The sequence below is a fragment of the Pseudolabrys taiwanensis genome (assembly GCF_003367395.1).
GTDB classification, from domain to species: domain Bacteria; phylum Pseudomonadota; class Alphaproteobacteria; order Rhizobiales; family Xanthobacteraceae; genus Pseudolabrys; species Pseudolabrys taiwanensis.
Genome location: NZ_CP031417.1, coordinates 3,471,448 through 3,486,602, shown reverse-complemented (window position 1 = coordinate 3,486,602; position 15,155 = coordinate 3,471,448). Strand labels below are relative to the sequence as shown.

Here is a 15,155-nt window from a genome sequence, read left to right as displayed (position 1 = left end):
GCAATTTCACTCTGTTACTCGGCGAGCTCGATCTGTTCCGGCGCGGTCAATTCGATGGTCGGCCCGCTGCGCTGTTCCAGCCATCCGCGCACCAGCACGCGCCGACCCTCCAGCCGCTTCGCCTCCACACCCGCCGCCGCGAAACGCCTCGCGTCGCGCCGCAACATGGTCGCAGTGAGCGCCTGTGTCCAGCGCCGTCCAAAGTTCATATATATGGTGCCGCCGCTTTCGCGGACCGACAAGACCTTGCCCTGGACCAGCACAAAACGCCCCCGCTCAGCCTCCAATCTGCGAAGATTTTCCGCCGGCAAAGGGGCAAAATTGGGATTGGCCCAGAGGCCACGGCCGGCACGGCGGGCCTCGCGCTCCGCGGCGAGCAGGCCGTCGGCGCAGCTTTTGTCGCCGACCCGGGCCGCCACCCGGGCCTGCCCTTGCGCGAGCAGCGCCTGCTGGACCGATTGCGGCTCCTCGCCGGCGAAGGCGAAGGCCACAGTCCGGCCGTAACGGTCTTTCGCCTCGCCCAAGGCCGCCAGCCGCAGCGATCGGCCGCCGATGGCAGCCTCCAGCGCGGCGCGACTCTCGTCGCCGGCCTCGATCGCGACAAGCCGCAGTTCGCGGCCGTCCTTGAGCATCAGCGTGCGGCCGTCGCGCACGGCGGCCACTTCCGCCGTACCGAGCGGCGTCAGCCTGCATGGCTCCTCGGCCGCGTGCGCCATTGTGCCGGCGAGCGAGGTCACGAGGCAGAGCGCGATGCGTTCGACCGTCTTCATGTGCACGATTGTCGGGCCGCCGGCGGGATCGTCAACAGGCCACGGCGCTGCAATGCAGCGTCGAATGTTGCTTGCGGCAAGAGGCTCGCGGAGCCTGTCATCGGACCGCGCTTTGCGCGGACCCATTGGCTCGCACGTTAGGGTGACGGGGTGGCGCCGCGATTCGGTCTCATCGGATCACCCCCCGGCGTCGGCTACGCGCCTGCTTTCAGTGTGAGCGCCTGCTGGCGCAGCTTGGCGATGATGCTATCGAGCGCGGCGGCTTCGTCCGGCGTCAGCGCGGCCAAGAGATAATCTTCGCGCGCCGTCACCAGCGGCGTGATCTTGTCGTAGAGGGCGCGCCCCTGCTTGGTCAGTTGCAGGATGTTGCCGCGGCGGTCCTGCGCATCGGGCTTGATCGCAACGAGTTTCTTCTCTTCGAGCCGCGCCAGAGCTCTACTCATCTGCATCTTGTCGAGGCCGGCATGGCGGCCGACTTCCTTGGCCTGCATCTCGGCGTGATTGCCGAGCCAGGCGAGGATGCGCCACTGGTCGCGCGTCAGATCGAAACGATCGACATAGACCTGAGCGATCGTCGCCGAGACGTCGTCGGCCAATACCGCCAGCCGGTAGGGCATGAAGCGCGCCAGGTCGAATGACCGCGCGCGCGCTTCTTCCAGCTTTCCTTTGCGTGACGACTTTCCGCTGCTCATGGTCCCGGTCCGATAGGCGTGGCTGGCATCGATCGCGAGGGAAGCCCGCGCGCCGGCCTCCTTGCGGCTTTATGGCCGGATTTTCGGCGCCCGGGAATGGCATTGACAATTAGTAACATTTGTTACTATATGGCGGGCAAGACGAGGGCGGGACAAGACGCCCACACCCGGAGGACCGCGCCATGAAAGTCGAACAGATCCACCACGTCGCCTATCGCTGCAAGGACGCCAAGGAAACGGTCGCGTTCTACAAGCGCGTGCTCGGCATGGACCTGATCGGCGCCATCGCCGAGGACAAGGTGCCCTCGACCAAGGCGCCGGACCCTTACATGCACATTTTCCTCGACGCCGGCGGCGGCAACATTCTCGCCTTCTTCGAATTGCCGAACTCGCCGCCGATGGGCCGCGACCCCAACACGCCGGACTGGACGCAGCACATCGCTTTCACGGTGAAGGATATGGCCGCGCTCGACGAGGCCAAGGCCAACGCCGAGGCGGCGGGGCTGGAGGTGGTCGGGCCGACCGACCACAGCATCTTCCAGTCGATCTACTTCAAGGATCCGAGTGGCCACCGGCTCGAAGTCGCCACCTGGACGACGACGCCCGAGGAACTGGAGCGGCTGAAAGCCGTCGCTCCGGCGATGATCGAGGAATGGAGCCGCACCAAGAAGCCGCCGCGCCACGCCGCCTGGCTGCACCAGAAGGAATTCGCCGACGCCTAGCGGAGCGCGAGCGGCGCAAACCGCCCGCAGCTTTACTAAGCAGACTTCTTCAGCGCGGAACTTTCGATCTTGTCGAAAAGGAGCCGGTTGGTGTTCAGAACCGACATCTGCACGATGTCGTCTTCCTTGACGCCATGTTTCTGCAGTTCGGTGAAATACTCGCGCAGCGCCTCGCCGACCGGGGGCGAGAATATCTGACCGACGTCCGAGGAGAGGATCACGCCCTGCGGGCCGACCGCCTCGATGACGGCGATGTATTGATCGTAGGTGAGGTTATCCATCGCCAGGTTGACGAAGGCGAGTTCGCTGTAGGCGCCGTACATCTCCCACATGCGCTTCATTGTTTCGGGTTCGAGTTCGGTCGCCTGGAAGAGGGGATGCGTCATGATGATGCGGCGGATGCCCATCTCATACGCCACCTTGACGACGGTCAGCGTCTCATCGTGATCGAAATGGCCGGTGGCAAGAATGAGATCGTGGTCGAGCACGACCTGCAGCGCGCGGCGCAGCGCCGTCATCTTGTCGCTGTCGGCGGGATCGAGCGTATAGCCGGTGCCTTCGGCATAGAACTTCGTGTATTCGGGCTTCACGCCCCAGGCCGTCGAAATGTCGCGGCGATTGTAGAGCCGCAGATGCGCCTCGCAGCATAAAGTCGGCATCCAGACGACGAAACGTTCGGGATCCGGATCGGCGGCCGTCACGTCACGCTTCCAGCCGGACAATGCAGCGCGCACGCCATGATCGTCGACGCCGCCGCAGCCGAAATTGAGAGCGACGGAACCGACCAGGGCAACCTTGTCGTCCGGCCGGCGCAGCTGGCTCACTTGGCCCGTTGTCGGCTGAAAGTGGTTCTTCATGACCACGCCGAAGCCCTCCCGCCGCGCCTCCGCGGCCAGCGTTTCGGCGCTGTATTTGCGGCGCAGAAATTCGGGGCCGATGTGACAATGCATGTCGATGACCGTCTTGCCGTCGACGTTGGGCAGCGCCTTCATGATCAACCTCGCAAATGCTTCAGCCTTTCGGCTGTTGTACGCGAAAGCCGCTGTTTGTTGTCAAGCCGGAGCACACGCAGGACGCGAGACGCTCATGGATTGGCCGGAGCATGGCCAAAGGAACTTCAGGCCGACGCTGCGGGAACCTTGTTCACCCAAATGTCACATGCCATTACTCGCCCGCCGGTCTGGCCTGGAGAGAAATGATGTCGGTCGAAGCCACGCCCGTTTCGGGCGCCCCGCGCGCGGGTGTCGATACTGTGGATCCTTATGCGCGCAAGGCGCTCATTGCGTCGAACGTCGGCTATGCGATGGATGGCTTCGACCTGCTCATCCTCAGCTTCATGCTGCCGGCGATCGTCGCCGGATTGTCTCTCACGGGCTCGGAAGCTGGCTCGTTGATCACCTGGACGCTGATCGGGGCCGTCATCGGCGGTCTCGTCGTCGGCGCGGCGAGCGATCGGTTCGGGCGCGTGCGCGTGTTGTCCTGGACCATCTTGCTGTTCGCGGTCTTCACCGGGCTCTGCGCACTGGCGCAGGGCTATTGGGACCTCCTGATCTATCGCACCATTGCCGGCATCGGCCTTGGCGGCGAATTCGGCATCGGCATGGCGCTCGTTGCCGAAGCCTGGCCGGCGCATAAGCGCGGCCGCGCATCGTCCTACGTCGCGCTCGGATGGCAGTGCGGCGTGCTGGCCGCGGCCTTGCTCACGCCGTTACTGCTGCCCGTGATCGGCTGGCGCGGCATGTTCTGCGTCGGCCTCGTGCCGGCGATCTTCGCCTTCGCGCTGCGCCGCTATCTCCACGAGCCGGAATTGTTCGTGAATGCCCAGAAGGCCGCGCCGCGGGGGGACAATCCCTATCGCTATCTTTTCGCCGACGCCGAGGCGACGCGCGCGACGATCGGCATCGGCATCATGACCTCGGTGCAGAATTTCGGTTACTATGGGATGATGATCTGGCTGCCGTCCTATCTGTCGACGCAGCTCGGCTTCAGCCTCACCCGCTCCTCGCTGTGGACGGCTGTCACCGTGATCGGCGGCATGGTCGGCATGGTTATTTTCGGCCAGTTGGCCGATCGTGTCGGCCGCAAGCCGCTGTTCATTGTCTTCCAGGCCGGTGCGCTGGTCATGGCGCTCGTCTATCCGCAACTGAGCGATCCGACGCTGCTGCTGATCGCCGGCGGCGTGACCGGCATCTTTTTGTCCGGCATGATCGGCGGCTACGGCGCGCTGATATCGGAGAGCTATCCGACGCGCGCCCGCGCCACGGCGCAGAACGTTCTGTTCAATGTCGGCCGCGGCGTCGGCGGTTTCGGACCGCTCGTCGTCGGCATCCTGTCGACGCAGTACTCGCTTTCCATCGCGCTGAGTCTGCTGGTCGTCGTCTGGGCGATCGACATCGTCGCCACGATCATCCTGATCCGGGAGCGCAAGGGTCAGCAACTCGCCTGAGACAGGCGCGTTGCTCCCTAGTCCAACAGGACTTCCGCTTCGATTTCGACCGGAATGTTGAAGGGCAGCTCGGCGACGCCAACCGCCGAGCGAGCGTGTTGGCCGCGCTCGTGTCCGAACACTTCGATGATTAGGTCGGAGAAGCCGTTGATGACCGCCGGCATCTCCTGGAAGCCGGGGGCGCTCGCCACCATGCCGAATACGCGGCCCCAATAACGGATCCTGTCGAGGCTGCCGAGTTCGCGGTGTAAGCTGCCGAGGATGGCAAGCCCCGTGAGACGCGCCGCGCGATAGGCTTGCTCGCGCGTCACGTCGAGACCGACCTTGCCGAGCGGCATCGCGAAGCTGCCGTCGGCTTCCGTCGGGCCGTGTCCGGAGATGAAAGCGCGCCCGTCACACACACGCACCCAGCCGAAGGGCAGCACGACGCCCGGAGGAATGCGCGGCGGCGGCGGCAATACGAGGCCGAGTTCCGTCAAGCGTTGTGCGATCGTCATGGGGCATATCCTGAGTGGGTCGTGCGCCATCCATGCCGTGCCGCGCGAGCCGGCGCAACAATCGTCGACGCGGCGGATTTGGTGACGGGTTCAACAAAAGGCCGCTACGCGCAAGACCGCCTTCTGCATGGAATGAGACAAGAGGGATGGCATGGCGCTTGCTTGCAAAATCCCCCGAAATGGCTTGCGCCCTCATTGATGTGGCGATCGGCTCAAGCTTTGACGTCACGACCGGAGGAGCGTTGGCTATGGCGGTAGCGCCGCGTGTTGCGATGATTGGCGGATTGATGCTGACAGCTCTTGTGTTGTCGGGTCCATCCAGTGCGGAAGATTGGCCCACAAGGCCGGTCACGATGGTCGTCCCATTCGGCGCGGGCAGCGCAAGCGATACGGTCGGCCGCGTACTCGCAGCCGCCCTTTCCGAACAGCTCGGCCAACAAGTCATCGTCGAGAACGTGGCCGGCGCTGCCGGCATGACCGGCACGGCGCGAGTGTCGAAAGCGGCTCCGGACGGATACCAGCTTGTTCTCGCAAGCGTTGATTCGATGGCGATCGCGCCAGCCCTGCACAAAAAGCCACCCTACAATCCGCTCAGTGATTTCACGCCGATCGGCCTTGTCGTCGACCAGCCAATCGTACTGGTCACGCGAAAAGACCTGCCGGCTCACACGCTGCAAGAGTTTGCCTCTTACGCGAAGCACAACGCCGCGAAGATGCAGTTCGGCTCGTCGGGTGTCGGCGGAGGATCGCATTTCGCTTGCGCGCGGCTCAATGCGGCGATGGGTGTGGAGCCTATTCATGTGCCGTACCGCGGATCCGCGGCGGCCCTCCAAGATCTAATGGCAGGACGTATCGATTATCTCTGCGCGCCCGGAGCAGGCGCGATCGGCCCGATTGAAGGCGGCACGGCGAACGGGATCGCGCAATTGACGAGCGAGCGTTCTCCATTGTTCCCGGATTTGAAGACGGCACGGGAGCAGGGGGTGTCCGGCGCCGAATCGTATTTCTGGACCGGCCTGTTCTTCCCGAAGGGCGTTCCGGCCAGCATCGTCGGCAAACTCGACGGGGCGATAGACAAGGTCTTGAACAATCCGCAGGTCGTCGAGCGGCTGCAAAAGAGCGGCGCGTCCCCGATCGCTGGCGACCGCCGATCAGCTGACTATTTGAAGACCCTGCTGGTGTCCGAGATCGATGCCTGGAATAAAGCAGTGAAGGCCAGCGGCATCCAGATCGAATAATTGAATATCCGCATTGGCGTTCTCCTCCCCTGTTCGCGCTTGGGCATGCCGGGCGTCCAATGCCGGGTGCGGGCCCCGGACGCGAGCGGGCACCGGTCGGCCGCGCCGGGCGCCGCAAGGGCGCGCTCGACCCGCGACGCAAACCGGCGGAGCACGGCGGTGTCGGGGATGCACCGCCGCCGCCGCTGTGCTAGACACCCGCGCGCGGGTCCCGTAGCTCAGCTGGATAGAGCAGCGGTTTCCTAAACCGAAGGTCGGAGGTTCGAATCCTCTCGGGACCGCCATGATTTCAGATAATGTTTCGTTTTTAATCCGTCCCATACCCTTCAGTCGGCCGTCGTGCGTCGGACCTGTTGAATTGCGTCCCACACGCGCAAGGGCGTCAGCGGCATGTCGATGTTCTCGACGCCTAGCGGATGAAGTGCATCGAGCACCGCATTGACGATCGTCGGCGGAGCGCCGATCGTGCCGGACTCGCCGATGCCCTTGATGCCGAGCGGATTGGTCTTGGCCGGCACTTCTTCCAAGGCCGAGACGATGTGGGGCATGTCATGAGCGCGCGGAAGTCCGTAATCCATGAACGTGCCGGTGACCAATTGTCCGGACGAGTCATAGGCGATGTTCTCGATCAGCGCCTGTCCGACGCCCTGCGCAATGCCGCCCTGGATTTGTCCCTCGCAGATGAGTGGATTGATGATCATGCCAAGATCATCGACCGCGGCGAAACGATCGATGATGACAAGACCGGTCTCTGGGTCGACTTCGACCTCGCAGATCTGACAGCCGTTGGGATAATTGGGGGCGCCGCCCGGGACGCCGGAATAAGAGCCGGCGGCATCGAGCCCCAGGCCGAATTTGATCACCGGACCGGCCGGCGCGAAGAATGCCTTGGCGACCGCGGTCAGCGGGATGGTCTTATCGGTGCCTTTGACGGTGAAGTTGCCGTCCTTGAACTCGATATCGTCGACGGCAGCTTCCATCAGCACGCCAGCCATCGCCTTGCTCTTGGCGATGATGCCGTCGGCCGCCACGCGAAGAGCCGAGCCGCCGACCATCGAACTGCGCGCCGCAAACGTGCCGCGTCCGACCGGGACCTTCTCGGTATCGCCCTGAATGTAGCGGATCGACTCGAAAGGCACGCCCAACCATTCGGACACTAGTTGGGCGAACGCTGTGGCGTGGCCCTGCCCGTGTGAATGGGTGCCGGCAATGATGGACAGCGTACCGCTCGCGTCGAAGCGCAGCTCCATGCGGTCGTTAAAGACGCCGGCGATCTCGACGTAGGGCGTCACGGCGCGGCCGCGCAGCTTGCCTTTGGTCTTGCTCGCTGCTTGACGCGATTCGAACCCGTTCCAGTCCGCGAGTTCCAGGCAGCGATCCATCAGCCGCTCGAATTCGCCACTGTCGTAGTTCTGGTGCGTCGGCGTGTGATAGGGCAGCGTGCCGGGCTTTATGAGATTACGACGGCGCAACTCGACCCGGTCGATGCCGGTTACACGGGCGGCCTGATCGAGCATGCGCTCAATGAAGTAAATCGCTTCCGGCCGGCCGGCCCCACGATACACAGACGTCGGCGCAGTGTTGGTGAAGACAGCGTTGGTGCTCAGGTCGATCGTCTGGATGTCGTAGACGCTCGGGATCATGAGCAGCGAAAAGAACAGCGGGGCTGTAACCGCGGCCCACCAATAGGCACCGAGCGCTTGGTAAGCCTTGGCACGCACAGCAAGGATCTTGCCGTGCTCGTCCAGCGCCAGCTCGCCGTAGACGATCTGATCCCGCGCATGCGTATCGCACATCAGACTTTCGGAGCGGGTCGCGGTCCATTTGACGGGGCGTCCACAACGCTTTGATGCCCACAGCACCAGGACGTCGTCGGGATATAGATTGGCCTTCATGCCGAATCCGCCGCCGACGTCGGGCGAGATCACCCGAATCTTTGATTCTGGATTATTGAAGACAGCGGACGCTAAAAGGCTTCGGACTCCGTGCGGATCCTGCGAGGTGGTGTAGAGCGTGTAGCTGCCACTGGCAGCGTCATAGGCGCCGATCGCAGCGCGAGGCTCGATCGCACTGGCCGTTACGCGATTGTTGTGCAATTTGAGTTTGGCCACGTATTTCGCCGCGGCAAAGGCCGCATCGGTGGCCGCCTTATCGCCGAGGGCGATCGTGGCGCCGATATTGCCGTTGTCGCACTCTTCCCAAATCTTCGCCGCCGTAGGGCTCGCTGCCGCCTCGATATCGACGATCGAAGGCAGCGGCTCGTAGTCGATCTGCACGAGCTCGGCGGCATCGCGCGCCTGCGCTTCGGTTTCCGCGACGACGAATGCGACCCGTTCTCCCAGACAGCGCACGCGGTCGGTTAGCAACACCGGGCGAATTGTCGCGAAGCCCTTCGGTCCGCCCCAAGAGTCCGGCATGAAATGCGGAGGAATGCCGCCGATACTATCGGCCGCCGCATCCGCACCAGTCAGGACACAGACGACGCCCGGTGCCGAGCGGGCCGCGGCGACATCGATGCTCTTGATCACCGCGTGCGCATGCGGCGACAGGACGGCAACGCCGTAGCATTGCCGGGGTAATTCCATATCGCTGACGTATGAGCCGGCGCCGGTCAGGAAGCGTTGATCTTCGACGCGACGAACAGCCTGGCCGATGCCGAATTTCGTCATCCCTTACTCCCGTACATCCCTCGTTTATCGGCTGGACGGCTCCGGCCGGCAGCGGACTCGTAAGCGCGTTACGAGCATTTGCCCGTTTGGCGATTTGCAACGCCGAACGACGTGTCCATTTACGGGAGCTTTGGTTTGTGGGCGCTGCAGCGCGATTTGGACGCGTTGCTGCACGCGGCCGGCCGCCGCAGACATACTACCTCCCCGCCCGCGTGCCGGTTCGTAAGTGGCCTGGCCGTCACAATTTTCTCGACGCGCTGACTCGCGGATAAAAATGATCGTGCTCATTTTTGAGCGCGATCATTTAAATGTCAAGCGGACTTCCGGCGTGCGATAGCGCCCGGGCGTCGGCGCGACCATCGCGCGCGGCGCCACTGCGCGGCCGCCTTTGCGCAGCGGGCGGCATAAACTGTTCACGACGCTGATGCTCTTCGGAGCCGGCCATGCGACATCGCGAAGGCGGTTCCGTAGCTCAGCTGGATAGAGCAGCGGTTTCCTAAACCGAAGGTCGGAGGTTCGAATCCTCTCGGGACCGCCAGTCTCCCTAGCGCGTTTCGCCGCTCTGCGGCGCCTCGTCGAGCCGGCTGAGGCCGCCGGCCTCCGCCGCTTCGCGCCCGGCGTCTTCCTTGCGGCCGAAGAACTTCTGCACGACGACGAAGAACAGCGGCACCATCAGCAGCGCCAGGATGACGACGGCGATCATGCCGCCCATCACGCCCGTGCCGAGCGCCTGCTGGCTCTTGGCGCTGGCGCCGGAGGCGATCACCATCGGCGCGACGCCGCAGACGAAGGCGATGCCGGTCATCAGGATCGGCCGGAAGCGCAGCCGCGCGGCGGTGAGGGCCGCTTCCGCCAGCGGCATGCCACGGTCGCGCAGATCCTTGGCGAATTCGATGATCAGGATCGCGTCCTTGGCGGCGAGGCCGATGATCGTCAGCAGCCCGATGGTGAAATAGACGTCGTTCGGAAAGCCGCGCAGCATGACGGCCACAACCGCGCCGAGGATGCCGAGCGGCACCACGAGCAGCACCGAGATCGGAATCGACCAGCTCTCGTACAGCGCGGCAAGGCAGAGGAACACGACCAGTGCCGACAGGCCAAGCAGGAACGGCGCCTGCGCGCCGGCCGATTTTTCCTGCAGCGACTGGCCGGTCCATTCGAAGCCGAAGCCGCGGGGCAACCGGCCCGCCAGGCGCTCCATCTCGGCGATGGCGTCGCCGCTGGTGTAGCCGGGCTTGGCCGAGCCGCTGATGCGCACCGACGGATAGTAGTTGAAGCCGACGATCTGGGTCGGTCCGAGCGACCATTTGAGGGTCGCGAAGGACGACAAGGGCACCAGCCGGTTCTGGCTGTTGCGCACATTGAAGTTGAGGATCTCGTCGGCCTGCATGCGGTCCGGCACGTCGGATTGCACGATCACGCGCTGCATGCGGCCGCGGTTGGGGAAGTCGTTGACGTAGGCCGAGCCGAGATTGGTGGAGACGGTGTTGTTGATCTGCTCGAAGGTGACGCCGAGCGCTGCCGCCTTCTCGCGGTCGATCACCAATTCGACCTGCGGCGCCGGCGACAGACCTTCGACATAAACGTCCTGCAGCACCGGGCTGGCGTTCGCCAAGGCCAGGAGCTGGTCCTTGGCCCGCATGAGCTCAGGATAGCCCTTCTGGCCGCGATCCTGCAGGCGGAAGCTGAAGCCGCTGGAATTGCCGAGGTTGTCGATCGGCGGCGGCTCGAGCGCGGTGATCTTGGCGTCGCGCACGCCGGACAGGCGGCGGTTGATGTCGTCGACGATCTTGCCGGCGGAATCCTTGTCGCTGCGTTCGGACCAGTCCTTGAGCGTGATGAAGGCTTGCGCCGTATTCGCGCCCTGGCCGAGGAAGCTGAAGCCGGTGAGGAAGGTGACGGTGTCGATGCCTTCGCGCTTGGCGAGGAACGCCTCGGTCTGCTTGACGGCTTCGAGCGTGCGATTGAAGGAGGCTTCCGACGGCGTCTGCACGTCGGTGGTGATGAAGCCTTGGTCGTCGATCGGCAGGAAGCCCGATGGCAGGCGCACGAAGGCGTAGCCCGTCGCCGCGACGACGGCGACGTAGATGATCAGCAGGCGGCCGCCGCGGCGCAGCGTCCACTGCACCACGCCGCCATAGCCGTCCTTCGCGCGCTCCATGCCGCGGTTGAACCAGCCGAATGGGCCGCGCTGCGTATGGTGGTGGCCGGCCTCGACCGGCTTGAGCAGCGTGGCGCACAGCGCCGGCGTCAGCGACAGCGCCATCAACGCGGAGAACGAGATCGCCGCCACCATCGTCACCGAGAACTGCTGATAGATGATGCCGACCGAGCCGGGGAAGAACGCCATCGGGATGAACACCGCCACCAGCACCAAGGTGATGCCGATGATCGCGCTGGTGATCTGACTCATCGCCTTGCGTGTCGCGGCGCGCGGCGACAGCCCTTCCTCCGACATGATGCGTTCGACGTTCTCGACGACGACGATGGCGTCGTCGACCAGGATTCCGATCGCCAGCACCATGGCGAACAAGGTCAGCATGTTGATCGAGAAGCCGAGCAGCAGCAGCACGAGGCAGGTGCCGAGCAGGGCGACCGGCACGACCAGGGTCGGAATGATGGTGTAGCGGATGTTCTGCAGGAACAGCAGCATCACCAGGAACACCAGCACCATCGCTTCGACGAGGGTCATGATGACCTTCTTGATCGACGCTTCGACGACCGGCGTGATGTTGTAGGGGATCTCGTACTTGATGTTGGTCGGGAAGAAGCGGGCGAGTTCGGCCATCTTCGCCTGCACCGCGTTCGCGGTGGCGAGCGCGTTGCCGGTCGGCGCCAGCAGCACCGACAGGCCGGCGACCGGCTGGCCGTTCAGGCGCGTCGTGAACTGATAACCCATGCCGCCGACTTCGATGCGGGCGACGTCGCGCAGCCGTACCGTCGATCCGTCCGGATTGGCGCGCAGCACGATGCGTCCGAACTCGTCGGGATTCGACAACTGGCCCTTGACCAGGACCATGACGGAAACCGGCTGCGAGCGGCGGCTGGGTTCGGCGCCGATCGCGCCCGAGGCAACCTGCGCGTTCTGGGCGTTGATCGCCTGGGTCACGTCGTCGGCGGTGATATTGTAGCCGACCATCTTGTCGGCATCGAGCCAGATGCGCAGCGAACGTTCGGTCGAGAACAGCGTCGCGCGGCCGACGCCCGGAATACGCCGGATTTCGCCGAGCACGTTGCGCACCATGAAGTCGCCGAGGCCGACCTCGTCGAGACTGCCGTCGGTCGAGCGCAAGGTGATGATCTGCAGCACCGCGCTGGAGGCCTCCTCGACCAGGATGCCTTGCTGGATCACGGCGCGCGGCAGGCGCGCCTCGACCCGCTTGATGCGGTTCTGCACTTCGACCGACGCCATGTTCGAGTCGGTGCCGGGCACGAAGTTGGCGGTGATCTCGACCTGGCCGAGCGAGTCGCTGGTCGACTCGAAATTGAGGATGCCCGCGGCACCGTTGAGTTCTTCTTCGATCAGGCGCGTGACGCTGTTGTACAGGTTCTCCGGCGACGCACCCGGATAGCTCGTGCTGATCGCGATCGATGGCGGCGCGATGATCGGATACTGCGAGATCGCGAGGAACGGAATCGCGAGCACGCCGCCCAAGCAGATGAAGAGCGCGACCACGACCGCGAAAATCGGCCGATCGATGAAAAAGCTGGGCATCGGGATATCAGCGCGTGACGGACTGCGGCGGCGCGCCGGCTTCGCGGGCGCGGTCCTTCGTTTCCGCCGCTTCCGCCGTCGTCGTGCGCCACGGCACCGGCCGCACGACGTCGCCGGGTGCGAATTTCTGGAAGCCTTCGACGATGACGCGGTCGGACGGCTTCAGTCCGTCTTCGACGGTCCAGTTATTGTCGATGAGGCGGCCCAGGCGGACCGGTTGCACGACAGTGCGGTTATCGTCGCGCACGAGGTGGACTTCGCTGTTACCGGTGTCGTTGAAGCGCACGGCCTGTTGCGGCACGCTGAGCGCATCGGGGTCGATGCCCTGCACGACCTGCACCCGCACATACATGCCCGGCAGGAGCTCGTGGTTGGGGTTTGGGAACTCGCCGCGCAACGTCACCTGGCCCGTGCTCGGATCGACGGTGACGTCGGAGAACAGGAGCTTGCCGGAATAGCGATAGATGGTGCCGTCATCGAGCACGAGATTCACTTTGGCCGCATCGGCCGATGCTTGCTCGACCGTGCCGGCGGCGAGTTCACGCCTCAATTGTTGCAACTCGCCGACCGACTGCGTGAAGTCGGCATAGATCGGATCGAGCTGCTGCACTGTCGACAAATGCGTTGCTTCGTCGCGGCCGACATAGGCGCCTTCGGTGACCAGCGCCTTGCCGACGCGGCCGCTGATGGGCGAGCGCACATTCGTGTATTCGAGATTGAGTTTGGCGCGCGCGACGTCGGCGCGCCGCGCTGCGACGTCGGCTTCGGCCTGGCGCTTGACGGTAATCGCGCGTTCATACTCCGCTTGCGAAACGGCTTGCGTGCCGATGAGGCGCGACATGCGTTGCGCCTGCTGCGTGGCGTTCTCGAACTCAGGCACTGCTTTGGCGAGCGCCGCCTCGGCGACGTCGAGCTCGACGGCGAAGGGCTTGGGATCGATGCGGTAGAGGATGTCGCCGGCCTTCACGTCGGCACCTTGCGTAAAGGTCCGTTCCATGACGATGCCCGCCACACGCGCGCGGATCTCGGCGATGCGCGTCGGCGCAATGCGGCCGGGCAATTCGCGAATGTAGGGGCGCGGTCCAGGCTGCACCGTCAGCACGCTGACCTCGGCTGGTGCCTCTTTCGTCTCCGCTGTCTCCGCCACCGCCGACGGCTCGTCACAGCCGGCGAGCAAAGTCAAAGCGCCAGCGAGAGCGATCCAACCAGAGATCGCCCGTACCCGAGTCGTCATACGAGTTGCTCCTATTCGAAATAAGGGAAAGCCCCACCATCGCCGCCGAGTCGGCGGGCGATGAACACCGAACCAAAACATTGTGGCGGGTTATTGCAATGCAACATTTCGTTGCTGCGGCGCATGGACGCAGAAACAATCACGCAAAAATGAATCGGAATCGGCACGCTGTTTGCTCTTAGGCAATCGGGCCGTTGTGCACTTGGACCAAAATGAATTTGTCGCCCGATCCTTCGGGCATCGCATGCTTTTGCGTCAACAACGGACGTGCGCGACACGAGTTAGCGGCGCATGAGCGACGTCCTGTCGCATGATGCGGGGCGTGGATCGTGTCCGCGCCGCTCGAGGGGGCTCGCCTTAATCGGCGAGCGCGAGGATCACGCGATCGAGCAAAAGGCCAAGCTGCTTGAGGTCGGCCGCCGATAACGATTGGCGGATCCTCTTTTCATGCAGCGCGGCCGTCGCGCGGAGTTGCTCCGCCTGCTTGCGTCCCTTGGGTGTCAGCTCGATGTAAACCAAGCGTCGCTCGGTCTCCGAACGCTTGCGAAGGATGAGGCCATCGCGCTCGAGCCTATCGAGTGCGCGGCTCAGCGCCGATTGCTTCATCAGCACGAGCTGGCCGATCTCGGTGATCGTGCGCCGCTTTCCGAGCGCGGAGGTCAGGATGCGCCAGGTCGGAACGGACACGCCATAGCCGGCGAACTGATCGTGCAAGCTCGACGTGACGAGATGGCTGGCGCGGGCCAGCTGATAGCCGAGATAGTCCTCGGGGAAACGGCCGCCGTCGGGTTGAGGCGTTGGCTTCTTCGCCGTCTTCGTCGCCGATAGAGCCGCCATGGACGTCTTTCGTCTCGCTGTCGATGCGCGCGACCATAACGCGACCGTCGGCAAGCGTCCATGCAGGGCGCCGGCAAGGCCGATACATGACTTTACAATACATGATTTTTCATATATTAACCCATGAAATAATGCCGGCAAGTTATCGTGATGCTTCGGTGCCGCATGGCGATTCCGCCATTGAGTGGTCGAGACGTTGATCTGCCCGCCGGCTTTGCTGGCCGCCACAGCCGTTCGGCATCCGCTTTAGGCGCATTGCGCCGCTCCCGCGGAATGGGCAGGCTTTCCCTTCATCTTCTTATTGCGTGTGCCGAGCGCATCTCGGGTCGCAAGGA

Annotated in this window: 12 protein-coding genes and 2 tRNA genes; 5 read left to right on the top strand and 9 right to left on the bottom strand. The window is 64.1% G+C overall.

Going from position 1 to position 15,155, the window contains the following annotated elements; translation table 11 throughout:
* Window positions 1-14: 14 nt before the first annotated feature.
* Together DW352_RS16580 and DW352_RS16575 are read right to left on the bottom strand one after the other, a co-directional pair.
* Entirely contained in the window at window positions 15-770 is a 756-nt protein-coding gene (locus DW352_RS16580) for a thermonuclease family protein (protein ID WP_162827009.1), read from the bottom strand.
* Window positions 771-964: 194 nt separating this feature from the next.
* Window positions 965-1,462 carry a MarR family winged helix-turn-helix transcriptional regulator gene (locus tag DW352_RS16575; protein WP_115692376.1) on the bottom strand — a complete coding sequence of 166 codons (498 nt, stop codon included), beginning with the start codon at window positions 1,460-1,462 and terminating at the stop codon, window positions 965-967.
* A gap of 182 nt (window positions 1,463-1,644) precedes the next feature.
* Between DW352_RS16575 and DW352_RS16570 the strand changes: the two genes are divergently transcribed.
* Entirely contained in the window at window positions 1,645-2,184 is a 540-nt protein-coding gene (locus tag DW352_RS16570; RefSeq protein ID WP_115692375.1) for a VOC family protein, read from the top strand.
* A gap of 35 nt (window positions 2,185-2,219) precedes the next feature.
* On the opposite strand, the gene DW352_RS16565 is transcribed toward DW352_RS16570, so the two are convergent.
* Complete coding sequence (locus DW352_RS16565; RefSeq protein WP_115692374.1) at window positions 2,220-3,176, bottom strand: DUF6282 family protein; 957 nt, start codon at window positions 3,174-3,176, stop codon at window positions 2,220-2,222.
* Window positions 3,177-3,382: 206 nt separating this feature from the next.
* On the opposite strand from DW352_RS16565, the gene DW352_RS16560 reads away from it, so the two are divergent.
* Window positions 3,383-4,630, top strand: coding sequence for an MFS transporter (locus tag DW352_RS16560; protein ID WP_245434149.1), 1,248 nt, complete (start codon window positions 3,383-3,385; stop codon window positions 4,628-4,630).
* 17 nt (window positions 4,631-4,647) lie between these two features.
* Here DW352_RS16560 and DW352_RS16555 read toward each other — a convergent pair whose 3' ends face one another.
* The gene (locus DW352_RS16555; RefSeq protein WP_115692372.1) at window positions 4,648-5,127 is read right to left on the bottom strand and encodes a RidA family protein; all 480 of its coding nucleotides are present in this window, start codon (window positions 5,125-5,127) and stop codon (window positions 4,648-4,650) included.
* Between the two features lie 146 nt (window positions 5,128-5,273).
* Between DW352_RS16555 and DW352_RS16550 the strand changes: the two genes are divergently transcribed.
* Entirely contained in the window at window positions 5,274-6,365 is a 1,092-nt protein-coding gene (locus DW352_RS16550) for a Bug family tripartite tricarboxylate transporter substrate binding protein (RefSeq protein ID WP_162827008.1), read from the top strand.
* A 207-nt stretch (window positions 6,366-6,572) separates the two neighbouring features.
* Window positions 6,573-6,649, top strand: a tRNA-Arg gene (locus tag DW352_RS16545).
* Between the two features lie 42 nt (window positions 6,650-6,691).
* Here the strand turns inward: DW352_RS16545 and DW352_RS16540 are convergent.
* Window positions 6,692-9,034, bottom strand: a complete 2,343-nt coding sequence (locus DW352_RS16540) for a xanthine dehydrogenase family protein molybdopterin-binding subunit (RefSeq protein WP_115692370.1) — start codon at window positions 9,032-9,034, stop codon at window positions 6,692-6,694.
* Window positions 9,035-9,495: 461 nt separating this feature from the next.
* Here DW352_RS16540 and DW352_RS16535 point away from each other — a divergent pair.
* A tRNA-Arg gene (locus DW352_RS16535) sits at window positions 9,496-9,572 on the top strand.
* Window positions 9,573-9,578: 6 nt separating this feature from the next.
* Here the strand turns inward: DW352_RS16535 and DW352_RS16530 are convergent.
* From DW352_RS16530 to DW352_RS16520, 4 genes are all read right to left on the bottom strand, one after another.
* Window positions 9,579-12,749, bottom strand: a complete 3,171-nt coding sequence (locus DW352_RS16530; protein ID WP_115692369.1) for a multidrug efflux RND transporter permease subunit — start codon at window positions 12,747-12,749, stop codon at window positions 9,579-9,581.
* A 7-nt stretch (window positions 12,750-12,756) separates the two neighbouring features.
* A complete protein-coding gene (locus tag DW352_RS16525; RefSeq protein ID WP_115692368.1) occupies window positions 12,757-13,983 on the bottom strand; it encodes an efflux RND transporter periplasmic adaptor subunit in 1,227 nt (408 codons plus the stop codon).
* An 11-nt stretch (window positions 13,984-13,994) separates the two neighbouring features.
* Window positions 13,995-14,150, bottom strand: a complete 156-nt coding sequence (locus DW352_RS26860; protein WP_162827007.1) for a hypothetical protein — start codon at window positions 14,148-14,150, stop codon at window positions 13,995-13,997.
* A 190-nt stretch (window positions 14,151-14,340) separates the two neighbouring features.
* A complete protein-coding gene (locus DW352_RS16520) occupies window positions 14,341-14,820 on the bottom strand; it encodes a MarR family winged helix-turn-helix transcriptional regulator (protein ID WP_115692367.1) in 480 nt (159 codons plus the stop codon).
* Window positions 14,821-15,155 lie beyond the last annotated feature (335 nt).